At 59.1% G+C, this 19,007-nt stretch carries 14 protein-coding genes; 9 read left to right on the plus strand and 5 right to left on the minus strand.

Going from position 1 to position 19,007, the window contains the following annotated elements; genetic code table 11:
• Positions 1-58 precede the first annotated feature (58 nt).
• The 4 genes from ZBI01S_RS07900 to ZBI01S_RS07915 all read right to left on the minus strand — a co-directional run bounded on the left by ZBI01S_RS07900 (position 59) and on the right by ZBI01S_RS07915 (position 8,570).
• Positions 59-2,152 (minus strand): acyltransferase family protein, encoded by a 2,094-nt coding sequence (locus tag ZBI01S_RS07900; RefSeq protein WP_066058849.1) that lies wholly within the window; start codon positions 2,150-2,152, stop codon positions 59-61.
• 33 nt (positions 2,153-2,185) lie between these two features.
• Complete coding sequence (locus ZBI01S_RS07905; protein WP_159421461.1) at positions 2,186-4,438, minus strand: acyltransferase family protein; 2,253 nt, start codon at positions 4,436-4,438, stop codon at positions 2,186-2,188.
• 111 nt (positions 4,439-4,549) lie between these two features.
• Positions 4,550-6,724: an acyltransferase family protein gene (locus ZBI01S_RS07910; protein WP_066058855.1), complete on the minus strand. Its 2,175-nt coding sequence runs from the start codon at positions 6,722-6,724 to the stop codon at positions 4,550-4,552.
• Between the two features lie 148 nt (positions 6,725-6,872).
• Complete coding sequence (locus tag ZBI01S_RS07915) at positions 6,873-8,570, minus strand: DUF2142 domain-containing protein (RefSeq protein ID WP_159421462.1); 1,698 nt, start codon at positions 8,568-8,570, stop codon at positions 6,873-6,875.
• A gap of 118 nt (positions 8,571-8,688) precedes the next feature.
• On the opposite strand from ZBI01S_RS07915, the gene ZBI01S_RS07920 reads away from it, so the two are divergent.
• The 6 genes from ZBI01S_RS07920 (at position 8,689) to ZBI01S_RS07945 (ending at position 14,599) form a co-directional block, all read left to right on the plus strand.
• A complete protein-coding gene (locus ZBI01S_RS07920; protein ID WP_159421463.1) occupies positions 8,689-9,534 on the plus strand; it encodes a glycosyltransferase in 846 nt (281 codons plus the stop codon).
• Positions 9,534-10,259 (plus strand): glycosyltransferase family 2 protein, encoded by a 726-nt coding sequence (locus ZBI01S_RS07925; protein WP_066058863.1) that lies wholly within the window; start codon positions 9,534-9,536, stop codon positions 10,257-10,259. Before ZBI01S_RS07920 ends, ZBI01S_RS07925 begins: the two co-directional genes overlap by 1 nt.
• Positions 10,260-10,291: 32 nt before the next feature.
• On the plus strand, positions 10,292-10,741 hold the full coding sequence (locus ZBI01S_RS07930) for a DUF2304 domain-containing protein (protein WP_066058865.1): 450 nt from the start codon (positions 10,292-10,294) through the stop codon (positions 10,739-10,741).
• Between the two features lie 68 nt (positions 10,742-10,809).
• A complete protein-coding gene (galE, locus tag ZBI01S_RS07935; RefSeq protein ID WP_066058868.1) occupies positions 10,810-11,778 on the plus strand; it encodes a UDP-glucose 4-epimerase GalE in 969 nt (322 codons plus the stop codon).
• A gap of 47 nt (positions 11,779-11,825) precedes the next feature.
• Entirely contained in the window at positions 11,826-13,106 is a 1,281-nt protein-coding gene (locus ZBI01S_RS07940; protein ID WP_066058870.1) for a hypothetical protein, read from the plus strand.
• Positions 13,107-13,276: 170 nt separating this feature from the next.
• Positions 13,277-14,599, plus strand: coding sequence for a UDP-glucose dehydrogenase family protein (locus ZBI01S_RS07945; protein ID WP_066058872.1), 1,323 nt, complete (start codon positions 13,277-13,279; stop codon positions 14,597-14,599).
• Positions 14,600-14,608: 9 nt separating this feature from the next.
• Here the strand turns inward: ZBI01S_RS07945 and ZBI01S_RS07950 are convergent, their stop codons facing one another.
• Positions 14,609-15,553 carry a glycosyltransferase gene (locus ZBI01S_RS07950; protein ID WP_066058879.1) on the minus strand — a complete coding sequence of 315 codons (945 nt, stop codon included), beginning with the start codon at positions 15,551-15,553 and terminating at the stop codon, positions 14,609-14,611.
• Between the two features lie 76 nt (positions 15,554-15,629).
• Between ZBI01S_RS07950 and ZBI01S_RS07955 the strand changes: the two genes are divergently transcribed.
• The 3 genes from ZBI01S_RS07955 to ZBI01S_RS07965 all read left to right on the plus strand — a co-directional run bounded on the left by ZBI01S_RS07955 (position 15,630) and on the right by ZBI01S_RS07965 (position 18,974).
• Positions 15,630-16,241, plus strand: coding sequence for a dTDP-4-dehydrorhamnose 3,5-epimerase family protein (locus tag ZBI01S_RS07955; protein ID WP_066058882.1), 612 nt, complete (start codon positions 15,630-15,632; stop codon positions 16,239-16,241).
• A 3-nt stretch (positions 16,242-16,244) separates the two neighbouring features.
• On the plus strand, positions 16,245-17,126 hold the full coding sequence (gene rfbA, locus ZBI01S_RS07960) for a glucose-1-phosphate thymidylyltransferase RfbA (protein WP_066058886.1): 882 nt from the start codon (positions 16,245-16,247) through the stop codon (positions 17,124-17,126).
• A 195-nt stretch (positions 17,127-17,321) separates the two neighbouring features.
• Positions 17,322-18,974 carry a cell wall-binding repeat-containing protein gene (locus tag ZBI01S_RS07965; RefSeq protein ID WP_066058889.1) on the plus strand — a complete coding sequence of 551 codons (1,653 nt, stop codon included), beginning with the start codon at positions 17,322-17,324 and terminating at the stop codon, positions 18,972-18,974.
• The last annotated feature ends 33 nt before the right edge of the window (positions 18,975-19,007 follow it).

Here is a 19,007-nt window from a genome sequence, read left to right on the forward strand (position 1 = left end):
CTCGCATCCGTCCACAAGCTGATTCGGCAAGTGTTGGCGCGATGAAACTAGACAGCAACTAGTCGGCCGGCCACCAGGTGAGGTGTTCGTGGATGCGGCGGCTCGCTTCGGGCGCGATAGTGCGCATGTACGTCGCCGTCTGGTGATTCGCATCCATAAACACGAGCACGCCGCCACGCACCGGACGGCAAACCCCATCCGGGCAAATCAGGTCGTTCACATCCAGATAGGCCGCGCCATGAGCGTTGGCGCGCTCCGCCAGTTCGGGCCGAGGCTCGTGCAAGTCAGTGGTGAACGTGCAAGCCGGGTCATCGGGTGACGCCAGCTCAACGCACGCAAACGGGTTCTCGACCACTCGCGGCACGTCACGCATCGCGATCACTTCGATGCCCGCGGCTTCGAGCTCATCCACCAGATGCCAAATACCGGGAAGCTCCGGGTCAACGCCTGTTGGCTCAGAACGCGTGATCTGCAACAACACGGCATCGGGACGTTCCTGCAATAGGTACTCGCGCGCATCCGCCCAGAACTGGTTGCAATCTTGCGCCTTGTGGTCGAGCCTGCCGAACGAGTTGTACTGGCAGCTGAAGTAGATAAACGCGCGCAGTTCCCACTGTTCGTGCATCGCGGCCGGGGCGAGCAGCGACGCCGCCTGCTGCGCCTGCGAGTTGCCAACGACCATGACGGTGCGCGTGGGGGCACCGGCAAGATCGCCGACGTTGCTCAGGCAGTTCCGCGCCAGCGTTGGCGCCAGGGCCGACTGCGTCTCGGCATCGCAATCGCCGAGGCGAGTGAGGTCATCGCGCACCACGAGTTCGCTCGGCAAGATCGGGGCATCGTTGACCGTCACTGCGTCGATCGCATTCGCGCCGAGCTCGGCGGCGGGCATCGCATCCGTTTCGGCCCAAGCCTGCGCCGCCTGCGCACGGTAGACGCCGATTGACCCGACAACCAGGCCCGAAGCCAGGAGCAACACCGTGCCCAGTGCGACCGCGGCGCGAGCGGTGACGGTGCCGGTGAGTCCGGCAATGATTCGACGGGATGCACGCACCCGGTCGCGATTCGCCGACGGCTTCTCGTCGTCGCTACGGTTACCCACAAAGCGCGTGATCGGTCGGTCGAACAGCTCGGTGAACGCCACCGCCAATACGATCGAGATCGCCAGCACGGCAACGCCGAGCCCGAACGATGGTTGCTCGACACGAGCCTGCCACTTCACAAACACGAGCACCGGCCAGTGGGTGAGGTAGAGCGCGTAGGTGTAGCGGGCGGCCCGCTGCAGCCACGGGTGGCACAGCAATGCGCGGGCGCTCCGACGCGAGCCTTCGCCTGCGGCCATGATGACCAACGCGGCACAGCCTACGGGCCAGAGCCCCGGCCATCCAGGAAACTCAGCGCCTTCGGGCAGCACCGCACCGCAGGCAATCAGCCCTAGTACGCCCACCCAGCCCATCGGGATGCGCCAAATAGCGCGGAATCGCAGATACGGCTGCACGAGGGCGAGGAACGATCCGGCGCTGAACTCCCAAACGCGCGCGGGCAGGCTGAAGTAGGCGTTGTGAGCGTTAGCGTCGACGGCGATGAGCGCATAGACGAAGCCGGCGATCGTCACGAGACCGAACACGGCCGCGAGCAGCGTACGAACCGGAAGGTTGAAACGGCGCGCGAGCCACACGCATCCGGCCAAGAGCAGCGGCCAAATGACGAAGATCTGCCCCTGAATCGACAGCGACCAGAAGTGCTGGAACGGGGATGCGGGGCCGTTGCTCAGGTACGCAACTTCGGCATCCTGCAGCCAAATGTTCTCCCAGTACGTGAGGCTCGCAAGTCCTTGGAACAGGTTCGAAGCTGTGAGCGATTGCGGCATCAGCCAGTAGCCGGCGAGCAGCGTGCCGATGACAGTGACGGCGGTAAGCGGTAGCAACAGTGCGAAGCGGCGCAGGATGAATGCCAACGGTTTGGTGGGTTCGCCGCGTTCTGCGCGCGAGGCCACGGAACGAACGAGCAGGAACGCCGAGACAAAGAGAAAGACATCGACGCCGCCAGAGACCTTGCCGAACCAGATGTGATAGACCGCTACCAATGACAGCGCGAGGGTGCGCAGGCCCTGGACTTCTGGAATCCAGCCGGTACGTGTGGGAGGTGGGGTCATATTGCGTGGGCGGCGGATGCGGTGCCGGGTTGGCTAGTCGCGGGTCGCGCCGGGTTTGGTTGCGCTGGGTTTGGCAGGGCCGGGTTTATTGGCGCGGTGCGTTTCAGTCGGGGTTGGCGTGCCGGTTGGGTTTCCGGTCGGTGTCGGTGTTGGTGTCCGGTCGTTGGCGTTGTGGACGTACACTTCGGCGGGCCACTGCGTTACTTCGTCTCGGACGGCGTCAGCGAACCGTTGTGCCAGAGTACGAGAAAACGCATCGGAAATGTGGTTCTCGTCGAACCACACGGCGATTTGTCCTACTTGCGGGCGACAAATTCCATCCGGGCATATGAAATCGGTGAGGTCTACCCAGTGGCCGCCGGCGCGTTCGATCTGCCTAATGAACTGGGTTGAGGGGCCTTCGGGCGCGGGGTGCTGGCAGTCGGCGGCATCCCAACCGAAGCTGACGCCGCACTCATAGGGTGCGGGAGCCAGGCGCGGGCTGTCGCGCATCACGATGAACTCGGTGTCGGGTGAGGCCTTGTGGAGTTTCTCGATCCATCCGGGTACGCCGTCCATTTCGGCATCGGCGTCATCGAATTGCGATTGGGTGCCGAGCACCACCACGAACTCGGGTTTGGTTTCGGTCACATACTCTGCCGCGGCCCGCCAGGTAGCGCCGCAGGCGTCGTCAATTGCATCATCGCCCGCATAGAACGGGCAGCCGGGGCCGGCCTGCAGCCGAACCTCGAAGTCCCCTACGATGTCGCGGGTGGCGTAGCCGATGGCGGAGAACTGCTGGGTGTGCGAGTTGCCGACGAAGAGCACCCGTGGGTTCTTTGTTGTCGGGGGAGCGGTCTCGTAGCAAATGCCGTCGGTCTGTGCCGACACGATGTAGTCGGTGCAGTCGTCGCCTTCGTTGACGTACTGGTTTTCGATGGCGTCAGCGCCGGGCAGCGGGTCGTCGATGCTGGGTGCATCGATGGCTTCGGCACCGTAGTCGAGTTCGATCGGGTCCCAGCCGGGGCTGAGATCAATTTCTTGTGTTGGTACTGCGGTGCCGTCGAGCGCGGCTTCGGCCTGGGCTCTGGCAAGTTGTTCTTGCACCGAACGCTGTGACTCGGCAGAGACGATCAATGCGCCCGCTGCGGACACGAACAGTGCCGCGACCAGCGCCGCTGCAGCAACTGGGCGAGGGGAGGTCGGGGCGGCGATGTTGTGCAACAGCTTGCCGGTTGGGCGTTCCACCAGGTGCGTGAGCGCGATGCTAATTGCGGCCGAGATCGCACAAATGATGGCGCCATCGAGCGCGTTGGCGTGGCTCGTGCCGGTGAGCTTGAGGTACAGCACGAGCACCGGCCAGTGCGTGAGGTAGAGCGCGTAGGTGTAACCGGCAACTCGAGCGAGGGCGTTTGACGCGAGGATGCGGTCGGCGCCGGTTCGAGTGGGGGCACCACTTGACGCAATGATGAGCGCACCGGCGGCGATCGGCCACAGTGCGGCAACCCCCGGGAATGTGGAGTTCACCGGCAGCACGAACCCGCAACTGATGAGGAGTGCGAAACCGAGCCAGCCGCATCCGGCTCGCAGCGCCTGCGGCATGCCGGCGAGTTTCGGATGCACGAGCGCGAGCATTGAGCCTGCCGCAAACTCCCACAGACGTGCGGCGGTGTCGAAGTAAGCGAGCTGCTGGTGCTGCGCGGTGAAGATTACCGACCAGGTGAGTGAGGCAGCGAAGATCAGCGTGAAGACGGTGAAGAGGTTGCGGCGGATGCGGTCGCTGTTCGGGCGGGTGAGTTTCGCGGTTGCCCAGTGAATAACCGGCCAGAGGATGAAGATTTGCCCCTGCATCGAGAGCGACCAGAAGTGCTGGAAGAGGCTTTGCTGCGCGTGGTTGCCGGCGTAGTAGTCGGCGCTGAGTGCCTGCAGGCGCCAGTTTTCGACGTAGAACAGCGAGGCGAAGCCGTCCCAGTGGGCGGCTGACCAGTGGTTGCGGGCGAGTAGGAACCAGGCCGCGATGAGAGTTAGGCAGATCGTTGCTGCGGCGAGGGGGAGTAGGCGTGCGAACCGTCGGATGGTGGTTTGCAGGGGTGCGAGGATGCTGCCGGTTTCGTATCGGCGCACGAACTGTCGCGTGAGCAGATACGACGAGACAAGAAAGAAGACGTCAACGCCGCCGGAGACGCGGCCGACCCAGAGGTGAAAGACGACGATGAGCAGCAGTGCGACCGCGCGCAGCCCCTGAATTTCGGGAATCCAGGAGGCTGCACGCGGGGCCGGTTTTGTCGCTCGAACTGTTACGTGCAATTCATCCACTCGGGTCGATGCGCTTGGCCGGCAGGTCTACAGATTCGGCAAAGCCGCGTCCGAATCCTACCCGGTTGGGCGGATGCGGCGCGCTCGTCCGCAGGGCACTCGCTATTGAGCGTCGTTAAGGTCCTGACTTGAATCGTTGTTCACATCGGCACGCTCAACATACTCACCTTCGTAAGCGTTGATCGGCCACCAAGAAACGTTCGGGGCAACTTGATCCGCAAAGTGTTGTGCCATTGTCCGTGTGTATGTCGCGGTGACGTGGTGGGTGTCGAGAAATACCGGTACTCCGCCCACAACTGGTCGGCAGACACCGTCAGGACACTGCCACTGGTTCAAATCGACCCAAATCGCGCCCGCTTCCGTCAAGCTGCTGACGTACTCAGCGTCCATCTCGGTATTGGTCGGGGACTCGCATTCAGCAGCGTCGGTTCCGTGGCTTTTGACGCATTCAAGCGGTTCCTTTTCGAGCCGGCCGTTGTCTCGGAGCGCGATGACCTGGGTGCTGGGCGATGCGGCCCGCACGTCCTTGACCCATTGTTCAAGTCCCTGCATTTTCTGGTCGGGATTTGTCCCAGACATGTTGAGTGAAGCATGCACGATTACTAGATCGGGCTTGTGATCGAGAATGTACTTGGTTCCGTTTTCCCAGGCTTTTGCGCAATCGTCGCCCATGTTTTCCCGGATATGGAAATAGCAGCCAGGGGCTACCTGCGCACGCATTGCCATGTCGCTGTGGCGCCCGACAGTCTCCTTCACCAAAGCCGTGAACTGAGTCATGTGCGAACTCCCGATCATCATGATTTCGTGAGTCGGCTCGCTACCGTTCTGTGGGCGAATCTCGTAACAAAGATCACTGGCGTACTTATCATCGCTCGCACATTCGAAACCAGGCTTTGCCCAATCATTCGGAGCTATATCGACCGGTGATTGCAACGGGACATTCTTGACGTTGATGGCGTTTGCGCCAACCAGAGCCGGATCGATTGATTGGAGGGATGCGAACAGCTCCGCCTCGCGGTGGTCGCGATATATCCCAGTGCCAAAGACCGTGGCACCGCCGAGTAGTAGACAAATGGCGATGGTAATGGCCTGTCGGAGGGCAGGAGCTGTTCGTTTGGAGGTGTGGTCAACGGCGGCGGAGTCGTACGTGTTGATTGAAGCGTCTGAGGGGGAATTCGTTTTGGGCTTGGCTTGCCGTTTGCGCGCTGTCGATGCTGCAAACGCTGCTGCGGGGCGCTCAATGAGATGGACCACCAGGACGGCGAAGACAGCGGAAATTGCGAGGACAAGTGCTCCTTCTGCCGCATTCAGATCAGTGATTCCGGTGAGCGAAAGGTAAAACACCAATACCGGCCAGTGCGTCAGGTACAGGGCATAGGTGTAGCCCCCAATAGTTTTCAACACGGTCGAAGCGAGCAGACGATCGGCACCGAGCCGGGTGGGCTCACCAGAAGCCAGAATGATCAGTGCTGCTGAAGTCACGGGCCACAGGGCTGCCAGCCCAGGGAAGCTCGAAGAGACGGGCAAGACGAACCCGCAACTGATCGTCGCTGCGACGCCGAGCCAAGAAGCAATCGTTCGCGAGGCGGTGTTCAAACGGACCCACGGTTGAACGACGGCTAGTAAGGAACCGGCGGCAAACTCCCACAAGCGTGCGCCAGTATCGAAGTATGCGTGAGGCTGATTGACCGCAGTGAGCCACAACGAGTAACCGAATGACGCTGCTGCGATTACGCCGAATACGGTGAGGAGTATCGGACGGATCCGGCGATTCGCGCGACGCGCGAAGGATGCGGCCGCCGCGTGAATCAACGCCCAGAGAACAAATACCTGCCCCTGAATCGACAGAGACCAGAAATGCTGGAAAGGCGAAGCAACCGCCTGATTCGCATTGAAGTAGTTCGTCGCTTGCTGCTGCAGATTGAAGTTCTCAACGTAGAACATTGAGGAAACCGCATCGGTGATGGTGTTTTGCCCCGCCATGACCGAGAGTACGGTGACGGCGGCGACTGAGGTCAGGATGATGACAGCAACAGCAGCTGGCATGAGCCGAGCGAATTTTTTCACCAGGAAAGTACCCGGGCTGAACGTCTTACCCGACTCGAAACGGCCGGTAAGCGAGCGCGTCATGAGATACGCCGAAATCAGCAAGAAGATGTCGACGCCGCCTGAGACTCGGCCGAACCAAACGTGGAATGTGGCGACTAGAATCAGTGCAATTGTTCGTAGCCCCTGAATTTCAGGGATGAATCCGGTCTTGCTTGGTTGTGAATGCACAAAGCTCCGTAGCGATCTTGACGTCAGTGGAAAGAACTGTACGTGCTACTGGTTCGGCACCGCAAACAAATGAGATGGACTGTCATCTTCGCAATTCAAGGTCAGTGGTGAGGTGTTTAGCGAGTTCTAGCGCCCAAGAACATGGTGATCAGTCCGCAATTTGGTCTGTTGAGGTCTCCGGTCTTGCGGCAGGTGTTGGTTCACGCAAGCATCGCTCGGACGAGGCAGTTTGTCCGCGAAGTTCGCGGAGCAGTACGAGGCCATAGAACAATGACCCGATCACAAACGCTGCGATCCACATCCATGTCTTTGCTGGGAAAGGTGGCAACCAGAGCGGATCCGACATGAAGACACGGTGGTTGCCGAGTTCTCCGACTGCGTACCGGTGCAGTGCTGTGTAGAGAGAAGCCAGATGGATGCATCCCAGTCCGGTGGTAAAGATGAGCAAGATTCGTGTCGAAACTCGGGCGGGGATCTGCGGCCATTTGTCGGCAAGTGCAAAGCCGCTGAGCAAGAGCAAAACTGCAAAGATCGCCATTGAGTAGCGGCCCTGCCAGATGAAACCGGAAGTTTTCATCGAGAGGCCCTGAATTACCGCGGGAACGAAGATGTAGCTCGCAAGTGCAAACAGAACAGCAAATACTGTTCGTCGCCCCGAAACGATGAGCGCAAGCAAGATCAACGCAAACGCAAACGTGACATACGTGTACATCAGATAACTAGGGCCAGGCGTATCCATCCAGCCGAACAGCGTGACCATCGACTGCATCTGGTCGCCGATGTTGTCCAGCATGAGTCGGATGCCTTCCAGCGTGGTGAAACCGTGCCCATAAAGCGGGACAGTTGCCGTTAGGACGCTCGTCGACAGAATCTGCCAGAGCGCAAGACCAATGCCGATGGTCGTGGCGGCCACCGCAAAAAGTGATTGTGGTCGAAAGATGACAGCGAAGAACCGCTTAGATCCCGTGAACATCAGCATCGACAGCACCGCAAGCCCCAGCCAGACAAATCCGAGCGACCGGATCTGTGGCTGCAGCGCGCCCATTAGGGCAACGACCGACATTAGGAACGTGAGTTCGCGACCACGGCTATCACGCAAGATCGCTACACCTAATGCAGAGACAAACGCAGCCGTAGTCGCGATTTCTAGTCCGTTGGGGTTGACAGTTCCACCCAAAAACAGTGCTGAGGGGGTCGCAACGAGGGCGAGTGCTGCAATTGGCGTAGTCGGACGTCGCAACAGCGAGAGAGCTCCGAAGGCAAGAGCGAAGCAAGCCGAAGTTAGCGCGGCATTGACCAGGCGCATCCCGTAAAAGCCACCAAAATCGGTATTAATCAGGCTCGGCCAGCCGATAAGGCGATAGAACGTGTCGTTGTACAGGGATGCGCTGGACTGAACGAAGGTATCGGAGTCGAAGTCGTAGGGTTGCGCAAACGGACAGTTTGGCGGTTGGTTTGGTTCGAACGCAAAGCAGTTTCGAAACTCATAGATGGCCGCGTACTCGGTCGGAACTTTAAAAAACCGAATGTTGTCCGGAACATAAGTGGAACCGTCAGGTGCGGGAATACCCGGATGCTGGTTCTCAGGTGGAACCGCGTCGTTGGGCACCCCGTAGCCTTGATCTCGAGCGACTCCGGCTGCTTTGACCACATGTGCTGGCTCATCGGGGCCACTACCGTACGGTGAGCTGAGCGACCAGAGTGTGCATAGCAGCATCATCGCGATAAATGTCGCGGAGATTGTTCCGAGCGTAGCTCGCAGGCTGCCATGGGGGCGGCCCTCAACCGAGCGGATAAGTTCTCCAACTCGTCCCAGCGACTGTGGTGTAAGGGTCGTGGTGTTCACGCTGTGTAGGGTTCCGTTCGTTCCACATTGGGCTTGTTTCTCGAGATCGACTGGCGTCGGTCTATCTCGACACGTTGCGCATCCTACCGGACCACCCCTCGGCCCTATACTGGTGCTTATGCTGCCTGTCTCGTTTGTCTTGCCGATCTACCACAAGGTCGAACTTGCCGAATTTGAGCGTGCGATCAGGAGCATCCGTGCCCAGACTTCGCCGGCAGACGAGATCGTCGTCGTGTTCGACGGCCCAGTTACACCCGACATCGTTGCCTATCTCGAATCGGTTGATGGTCCGTGGTTGACCGTGGTCAAGCTCGAAGAAAACGGCGGGACCGCCGTCGCCATGCAAGCGGGTATCGATGCCGCGAGGAACCGTTGGATTGCCCGGCAGGACGCAGACGACGTTTCGCTCCCAAACCGCCTTGAGTTGCAGTGGGAACTCGCGAGCACTGGTGAATATGCAGCGGTCGGTGGGCAGATGTTGGAGTTCGATGATGACCCGAACGACATCATTCGTACCCGAACATTGCCGCACACGGTTGAAGGCATTGCGCGTTACGTGAAGATCAACAGTCCAATCAACAACCCGACGGTGCTGCTCGACCGGGATGCGGTTAATGCCGTTGGTGGCGTCCACCAAGTGCACTTGATGGAGGACTACGACCTGTTCGCCCGCTTGATAAGCCGCGGTTACAAGCTCATCGCCGTGAACGAGCCTGTCGTGCTGTTTCAAGCCAATGACGGCATGTTCAAGCGGCGCACCGGTCGCGAGATGGCGCGTGCGGAATGGCATATGCAATCGAACCTGGTCGACTACGGAATCGTCTCGCGTCCTCGTGCCATCGGGAACTTCGCGCTTCGGCAAGCGTTTCGACTGCTTCCGGTTCCGCTGATTAAACGTACGTATGCCATGCTCTTTGATCGAAAAAGCGCAAGCGCCGCCCCGACTTCGAAAGCATCGAAATAATGACCGTAAATGAACTCGCTGAATCTGAAGCCGAAGTGCTCGGGTGGTCAGCCGAACTCGCGGCGAGCTCGTGGCTTGTGGTGCCGCTCTACAACGAAGGCCAAGTGATTCGCGAGGTCATGTCCGAGGCGCGCAAGGTCTTTCCGAACATCGTCTGCGTAAACGATGGTTCGAACGACAACTCTGCGTCCGAGGCACTTGCCGCCGGAGTGCACTTGGTCGAGCACCCAATCAACCTGGGGCAAGGTGCTGCGTTGCGTACCGGACTCGACTACGCGATGGCGCAGCCAGGGGCAAAGTACTTTGTGACGTTCGACTCCGATGGCCAGCACCGAGTGGTGGATGCACAGCGCATGATCGTGCGACTTGCCACGGAACCTCTCGACATCGTGATCGGCTCGCGATTCTTGGACGGGCGTACCCGGCCGGGCGCCCTGAAGAAGCTGGTACTCAAGACCGCGGTACTCTTCCAGCGCCTCTCATCAAACATCAAGCTGACCGACGCGCACAACGGTTTGCGTGCGTTGAACCGGACTGCGGCTGACGCGATCGCCATCAACCAGAACCGCATGGCACACGCATCCGAAATCGTTAACGAGATCGGTTTGAACAAGCTTCGGTACGCCGAAGAACCCGTCTACATCATCTACACCGACTACTCGCGGTCGAAGGGCCAGTCCCTCTGGAACTCGGTCAACATTCTTGCTGACCTGATGTTCAAGTAGTTAGCCACCAATCAGCGAACGACGGAACCGTTATGGATACCCAACAAATCATCATTAAGAGCATCCTGATTGTGGTGCTGGCCGTAGCCGCGCTGGTGCTCATTTTTCCTGGTCGCGGCGCACGTGGCCAGGCAATCCGACGGCTGGCAATCCTGCTTGGTTTGGTCGTTGGCATTGTTGCCGTCATCTTCCCGCACCTAGCGCAAGCGGCGGCAGACTTCTTGGGCATCGGGCGCGGTACCGACCTGCTGTTCTATCTGTGCATCATCTTCTTTATCGCCTACGTCGTCTCAGCATCGAGCCACGCACGTCGCACTGACCGCACCCTCACGGTGCTTGCCCGGAAACTCGCGTTGCTCGAAGCAGAACTGCGTAAGACCGGAGCGCTGCGTTACGAATCCACTGTCGCCAGCGGAAACGAAACGGTCTTTACGCCACCAGTGGGGCGTGCCCCCGCTGAATCTGACACTGACCTGCAGTAAGTTTCAACGAACGGATAAGCACCTGGCGTGATCGACAAACGCAAGGTGGCGGCCACCTGGAGGCGTGCATGTCGATTTTGGTAACGGGCGGTGCGGGATACATCGGATCTCACGTGGTGTCGCTGATTCGCGATCGCGGAGAAGACGTCGTTCTTGTTGACGACCTCAAAACGGGAATCCTGGAACGTGTGCCAGGCCTGCCGCTCCTGCAAATCGACCTCGGCGAGAGCGCCGCCGTGCCAGCGCTGACCGAGTTCATGCAGCAGCATCGGGTGGATGCGGTAATCCACTTTGCGGCACGCAAACAAGTTCCAGAGTCGGTCGCCGAACCTGCGCGGTACTACCGTGACAATTTGGGTGGCTTGGCCAACCTGCTCATGGCAATGGAAGCCGCCTCCGTCGGGACCCTGGTCTTTTCGTCATCCGCAGCCGTGTATGGAGAGCCCGAAGGCTCACCGGTGGCAGAGACAGCAACGACAGCGCCAATCAACCCCTACGGTGAGACCAAGCTCTTCGGTGAAAAGCTCATTGAAGCTGCTGTTGCGTGCGGTTGGCTGCGTGCGGTTAGCCTGCGCTACTTCAACGTCGCCGGTGCCGCATCGCCGACGCTCAGCGACCGGCAGGCGCTCAATCTCGTGCCGATGGTGATCGAGAAGATCGTCGCTGGCGAAGCTCCACGAGTCTTTGGTGACGACTATTCGACTCCCGACGGCACTTGCATTCGTGACTTTGTTCACGTGATCGACCTGGCAGAGGCACACTTGGCAGCGCTCGACGCGATCAAGGCCGGGAAGACGCTCTCGTCCGCCTACAACATCGGTACCGGCACGGGGTCATCGGTGCTGGAAGTCGTCGATGCGCTTTGCCGTGTTAGCGGGCGACAAATCTCACCCGTGATTGAACCGCGTCGTGCCGGAGACCCAGCCATGGTCGTGGCCGATGTCACGCTGGCCGAACAAGAACTCGGCTGGAAATCGCGTCTGACGATCGACGACATGGCGCGGAGCGCCTGGGACGGGTGGATCGCTACGCACTAGTAGCGTTGCCTCTGCCTTGGGGCAGGCACCAAACGAAGGAGAAACACGTGCGCTGGCTCGCCATCGCCACCGTATTCGCAGGGCTAGCCGGGTACGCGGTCGTTGTTTTTGCCACGCTCACGCTGGGAGCGACCAACTTCGCAGCGTTCAACGTTTTCTGGTCGGCATTTTTCATGCTCTCCGGCATCGTGCAGGGCATCATGTACGAGACCACCCGCGGTGTGCGCGATGCGCAACCGGCTGAGGCCAATGCCACGACAGATGACGTCCCCGGCATCGTTGCCGAATCTGCAGCTGCTGAGCCCGCTACGGACACTGCCGTGTCAGCAGTGCGGAGCAAACCGTTGGCGCCAGCAATGGCAATCGGCGGTGTCACGGCCATTGTGCTTTTGGCGACGTCGTGGGTGTGGAGCCCGGCCCTTTTCGCAAGCAGCGACCCCTGGCTGAGCGTTGCGGTACTGACTGTCGCTGTCATCGGCTTTGCGTTTCAGTCGGTCGTTGCGGGAATTCTCAGCGGCATGGGGCGTTGGAATTGGTACGCACTCCTCGTAGCTCTCGAAGCAGCATTACGAATGCTTGCCGCAATCGTAGGGCTGCTCGTGGGCGCGAACCTCGCGACCTTCTTGATCATTACAGCGATGGGTGTGTTTGCGACACCGATGCTCATGCTCGCCACGCCGGTTCGTGAAACGCTCACACAAGAGATCCGTACGAATACTCGCACGTTCGTGAGGAACGCATTGAGCGCCATGGTCGCGGCGTCGGCAACAACGATCATGGTCGTGGGGTTCCCGGTGCTGGTAAAGGCGACGCGACTCGAGGCTGACCCGACGCTGCTGTCAAATCTGCTGCTTGCCGTGCTGTTGACTCGAGCGCCGATCTTGGTGCCGCTGCAAGCCTTCCAGAATGCGATTGTCGTCTACTTCGTTGACCGACGGGATGCACTGACTCGAGCGCTCCTGACACCCGTAGTTGGCGTCGTGGCTGTTGGCGCGGTGGGCGCGGTGCTCGCGTATTTCATTGGCCCGTGGCTGTTCACGCTTATGGGTGATGGCTTTCAGATCTCGGGTGAAGTGCTGGCAATTTTGACGTTTGCGAGTGCGCTTACTGGAGCGCTGTTTGTCACGGGCGCGGCCACCCTTGCGAAAGAACTGCACGCGCACTACATCGGCGGCTGGTGGGTAGCTTCGATCATCGCTGTGCTCGTGCTCTTGTTCACCGCTGACTTGCAAACGGCAGTATTGCTTGCGCTGCTGATCGGCCCATTGTGTGGCGTTGTGTGGCATGTCGCGGCGCTGGCCTTGACTCGCTCCAAGCATGCTCATTGAGACACGTACGTTCACCACAGATGTAGCAGTCGATTTACCCGGTGATGTTAGAACGGGTCAATCCGCGCAGATACGATGGCGGTGGAGAGCGCGCGGAAAATCTCTCCTTGCCAAGCATTAGGCATATGAAGCCACCAGTGTTCGAATTGCCGCAAGATAAGGGTTGATTAGTGAAGATTTCGGTAATCGGTGTCGGGTATCTCGGAGCGGTGCACGCCACATGTATGGCAGACATCGGACACAGCGTGATCGGCGTCGATACCGACGCCGATAAGGTCGCCCGACTCAACACCGGGAAACCGACCTTCTACGAGCCGGAACTCGAACCCATCCTCAAACGGAATATTGAAAATGGCCGGTTGCGGTTCACTCAGGACATGACCGAGGTTGTCGACTGCGATCTGCACTTCATTGCGGTGGGAACACCGCAGGTGGCTGATGGCAATGCTGCAGACATGCGCTACGTTGACGCCGTTGTCGAAAGCCTGTTGGCGGTGCTCCCAGCACAATCTGAGCGGTCTATTGCTGTCGTTGGTAAGTCGACCGTGCCAGTAGGTACGGCCGCACGACTGCAGGAGCGATTTGCCGGTCATGGGATTCCCGTGGTCTGGAACCCGGAGTTCCTGCGTGAAGGTTTCGCCGTGAAAGACACCCTGCGGCCCGACCGTATCGTCTACGGTCTGCCCGACGATGTAGAGGATGCTGACACCGCCCGAACACTGTTGGACGAGTGCTATGCGGATCTGCTCGCCGCAAAGATCCCTAAGGTCGAGACCGACTTCGCTACCGCTGAGCTCGTCAAAGTTGCGGCGAATGCGTTTCTTGCGACGAAGATTTCGTTCATCAACGCCATGTCGGTGTTGACCGATGCGACCGGTGGTGACGTAAAGAAGTTGGCGGAGGCCATCGGCTACGACGACCGGATTGGCAAGAAATTCCTGCGTGCTGGAATTGGATTCGGCGGTGGTTGCCTCCCTAAGGACATTCGGGCGTTCATGTCACGAGCCGATGAACTCGGTCACGGAGATGCGCTGGCGTTCCTGCACGACGTTGATGACATCAACACCCGACAGCGAGAACGCGCTGTCGAGAAACTGCGCGAGGCACTCGGCGGCGAACTTAGCGGCAAGAAGATCGGTGTGCTCGGCGCAGCATTCAAACCCGACAGCGATGACATTCGTGACTCGCCCGCTGTCGATATCGCTGGTCGCGTTGAGCACGCAGGCGCAACGGTGGTCACCTATGACCCGAAAGCCGGTGAAGTTTTGCAGAAGTTCAAGCCGGAGCGTGTCATCGCTGTTTCGCTCGAAGACGCGGTACGGGATGCTGATGCCGTCATGGTGCTAACCGAGTGGAAGGTCTTTCAAGACCTGGACCCGAGCAGTATTAGCGATCTTGTGAACACAAGGATCGTTATCGACGGCCGGAATTGCCTTGACCCGAAGCGTTGGCGAGACGCTGGGTGGACCTACGTGGGCATGGGGCGCAAGTAGCCCCAGCGTTTACCAGATGCCCAGCAGCACGGTTGCGGCCAGCGCCAGCTGGTCACGCCGTCTGCGTCGCAGCTGATTAGCCTGACGGGCCAACCGGATGCGCGTCAGCGGTCCGCGGCGCCGTGTTGCGTCTTGCAGCCAGGCGAGCTGCGGTGCGGTGGCTGTTGACGCGACGGGAACAACCGCATCCAGCACCGACTGGACATCTCGACGGTGCTGCCCATTAGCAATGGCTTTGAGTCGAGCTAGGTGCTGCTCCAAGCCTTCGTTGGCCCCGAGGACGTTGTCGCCATGCTGGCGGTACTGAACCGATGGCTCGCCATCAATGAACCACCTTCGGCCGCTGGCGCGCACCAGTGCGTACATGCACCAGTCGTGTGACGGCATACGGCTTGCAGGCGATGCTGGGTCGAGCAGCTGTGCACGCACGAATTCGAAAGTCTCGGGTCGAAACAGGAATGTTGATCCCGGGCCGCCCGATTCGAAGACGTAGTCCGCGGTTCGCTGCAACTGGTTCTTGACGATCAACTGTGAGTTGCCATCTTCATCAAACGCCGCGACGTTTGAGGAGACCGCCGAGTAGTCTCCCAAACCGTCGACGCCCCCTGGGGACGTGAGTAGCGCATAGTGGCGCTCGAGCTTCCACGGTTCCCAAGCATCGTCCTGATCGCAAAACCCGATGGCGTCGAACCCCTGCACGTTCGCATCCCGTACCAGACGGTAGAAGTTTGCGGCGGCGGAGCCAAATGTGCCTTGGGGGAGCACCGTGATCCGGCTATCGGCGGCAGCGAGTCGCTGTACGAGTTCGTAGGTGCCGTCGGTCGAGTTATCGTCGGAAATCACCACGTGCACGTCGACATCAATTTGGTCGAGCACCGAGCGAAGCTGCTCTTCGACGAACATCACGCCGTTGTGGGTGGCAAGCAAAACCCCGATTTTTGGCGTGCGATTCACGATTGATTCCCCTATAGATCGTCAATTTCGCTCATAGTAGCCCGTGTACGCAAGGAACGACCTCTAGACTGCCCGTATGGATATCCGAGAGCTCAGCATCCCTGGCACTTTTGAAATCACGCCGCGTCAGTTTCCAGACGACCGAGGCGTGTTCCTTGAGTACTACCGATTCGACAAGCTAGAGGAAGCGGTGGGACACCCGCTTAACCTCAAGCAGGCGAATACTTCGGTGTCGAAGCGCGGAACCGTTCGCGGTATTCACTTCGCCGATGTGCCACCAAGCCAGGCGAAGTACGTGACGTGTACGCGCGGCGCGGTAATCGACTTCGTCGTTGACATTCGCGTTGGCTCGCCGACGTTCGGTAAGTGGGACAGTGTACGTCTTGACGACGTCGACCGTCGTGCCATCTACATTCCCGAGGGCTTTGGGCACGCGTTCGTTGCGCTCGAGGACGGCTCAACCGTGAGCTACCTCTGCTCGGCAACCTACGCACCTGGCCGTGAGCACGGCATCAACCCGCTGTGCTCCTCGGTGGGACTTGAGTTTGGTATGCCCGAAGAAGAACTGCTGCTCTCGCCAAAGGACACGGATGCTCCGGGTCTTAACGGTGCGAAGGACCAGGGCCTGCTGCCTGACTACGAGCAGTGCCTCGCGTTCTACAAGTCGCTGAACGAAGGAGAGAACTAAGTCATGAAGGGCATTATTCTCGCCGGCGGATCCGGCACGCGTCTTTGGCCGATCACCAAGGGCATCTCCAAGCAGTTGATGCCGATTTACGACAAGCCGATGATCTACTACCCGCTGTCGACGCTGATGATGGCGGACATCAACGAGATCCTGATTATCACGACGCCCGAGTACAACTCGCAGTTCCAAAACCTGCTCGGTGACGGTTCGCACCTCGGTATCCGAATTGAATACGCTGAGCAGCCTTCGCCTGACGGTCTCGCGCAAGCATTCATTATTGGTGAAGAGTTCATCGGGGATGACTCGGTGGCGCTCGTGCTTGGCGACAACATCTTCCACGGCGTCGGTCTCGGTTCCTCGCTGCGCAATCACGGCGAAGTTAAGGGCGGTCTGATTTTCGCGTATCAGGTAGCCGACCCAACGGCATACGGCGTTGTCGAGTTTGACGAAAACATGAAGGCGGTCTCGATCGAAGAGAAGCCGAAAAACCCGAAGTCGAACTTTGCGGTTCCGGGGCTGTATTTCTACGACAACAAGGTCGTTGAAATTGCTAAGAACGTTAAGCCCTCCGACCGTGGCGAGCTGGAGATCTCGTCGATCAACCAGGAGTACCTGGAACGTGGCGAACTCGAGGTATTCGAGCTTGCTCGCGGTACCGCCTGGCTTGACACCGGAACCTTCGAATCGATGATGCAAGCGTCGGAATACGTCAAGGTCATCGAAGACCGTCAGGGTCTCAAGCTCGGCTGCATCGAAGAGATCGCTTGGCGCGCTGGCTGGATTACCGATGAGCAACTGCTCGAGATTGCTGGGCCGCTCAAGAAGTCCGGCTATGGCCGTTACCTGCACCACATCCTGGAACTAAAACGCTCTACCGGTAATTAATGCTGGTGACGTGAAATACAAAGTTGGTTCAACGCGAAGCATGACTAAATCGAATTAATTTGGCGTATTCGTGTAAAGCTCGTCAATCTTGCCTAATCGACCTGTCCGTTAGTTAGGATCCAAGTAATTTCATTCGGATTCTTAGCTTTTCAGTCAGGGGTAGGTATGGCTCGGCATGTCCTTACACGAATATTGGTGGTCGCGGCATCGATTGCAGCACTTGGATCGGTGCTGATCGCGCCAATGAGCGCAGATGCTGCGATTCTAAACGGTTCGGAAATTGGTGGTGACAACCGGTTTGCAACCGCTGACAAGGTTGCGGCCCAAGTCGCGACGGGTACCGGCGGAACTGCAGTACTTGCCACTGGTGTTACGTATCCCGATGCGCTGGCGGCTGGCCCCGTCGCGGCGAAACTTGGCGCACCGATTCTGTTGACGATGGGTGACAAACTCCCGGCTGAAACAGTCACGGCGTTGAAGCGGCAACAGCCATCGCGAGTAATCATCGTTGGCGGGGAAAGCGCAGTGCCTGCGGCAGCGATCAACGAGTTGAAGGGGTTCTTGCCGAACGCAAAAACCGAACGCTATGGCGGCTCGAATCGTCACGAAACCGCAGGGATGCTGGCGACTACCTTTTTCCCCGATACGTTGACTGTCTTTATCGCTACCGGATGGGATTTCCCGGATGCACTTACTGCGGGTTCGGCAGCAACCAGCATGGACGCTCCGATTCTGCTAGGCCACTCCAGCGGGCTTACCCCAGAAACTAAAGCGACCATTCAGCAACTGTCAAAGGTGAGGCGTATTTACCTTGCCGGCGGTGAGAAGGTGCTGAAATACGACTTTGGCGGATACTACGTTTACCGTTTCGCAGGGGCAGACCGGTTCGAGACAAACGCGCAAATTGTGAACCGGTTCTACCCCGATGCTACCTACAAGGTGTACGTAGCTGCTGCAAACAAGTTCCCAGATGCGTTGGTTGCGACCCCACTGGCGGCCAAGCACAAGGCTCCCTTGCTGCTTTCCTACGGTTCATGCACGGGTACACAGGCCCGGACCTCGGCGCAGCGGTTGCTCGCGCTGAACCCGTTCGAAGACACGACCCAACAACGAGAGATTATTCGAGCTGGTCGGGGGCTCGAAGACAAGTCAGTGCTCGCTGAGTGTGGGAACGCTTCACAGACGCCGTGGCATATCGTCCGTCCCGCAGGGCTCGCGAAGGATGACGTCACGCCCACGGAAATCTACAATTTCGTGACCGAATACAACAAGATTCGAGTGGAGCATGGATTGTCGGCACTTCCTGCCTCACGGTTTAGAGTCGGCATCAATGCATATTCGGATCTGTCGCAGCGTCACGCAGATGCACATGGCTCGATCGGCGCACACGACGGGGCGATCAATGGTAATGAAGTCGCATACTCCAACGGAGATCTGACAGAGCGGTACTTCGATCTAAGCGGCGTCCATTCAGTTCGTTCTTGGTGGAATTCTGCTGGACACCGAGAGGTCCTGTTCCAGCCAACGAACGACGCTTGGTACGGCGGCCCGCATGACCCAGACAGCTGCATCGTGTTCAACATGGTTCGGACCCGTGAAACCTCGAATCGAGGTTGGGATAGCTACGGTGATGCGCGTGCTTCATGGGCCTCATGCAGTGATGAGCGGACGGTGCCAGCGACCTCGGTCGACCTGCGACTGCTCGACTACCGAATGCCAACTATTCCTGCTGGTGCAAAGTACAACCCTCAGCGCAGCTACGATGACAGCATTCGAAGCAATAATTCGGCCTACCAGTACTACCTGAACGGCTACACGTTCGACGACTACATGCGTCGGCGCGGCTAATCAGCGCCTTTCTGGGGCGGGCACAGTCGTTAG

This window comes from [Zimmermannella] bifida NBRC 103089 (assembly GCF_001570925.1).
Lineage (GTDB): Bacteria > Actinomycetota > Actinomycetes > Actinomycetales > Microbacteriaceae > Gulosibacter > Gulosibacter bifidus.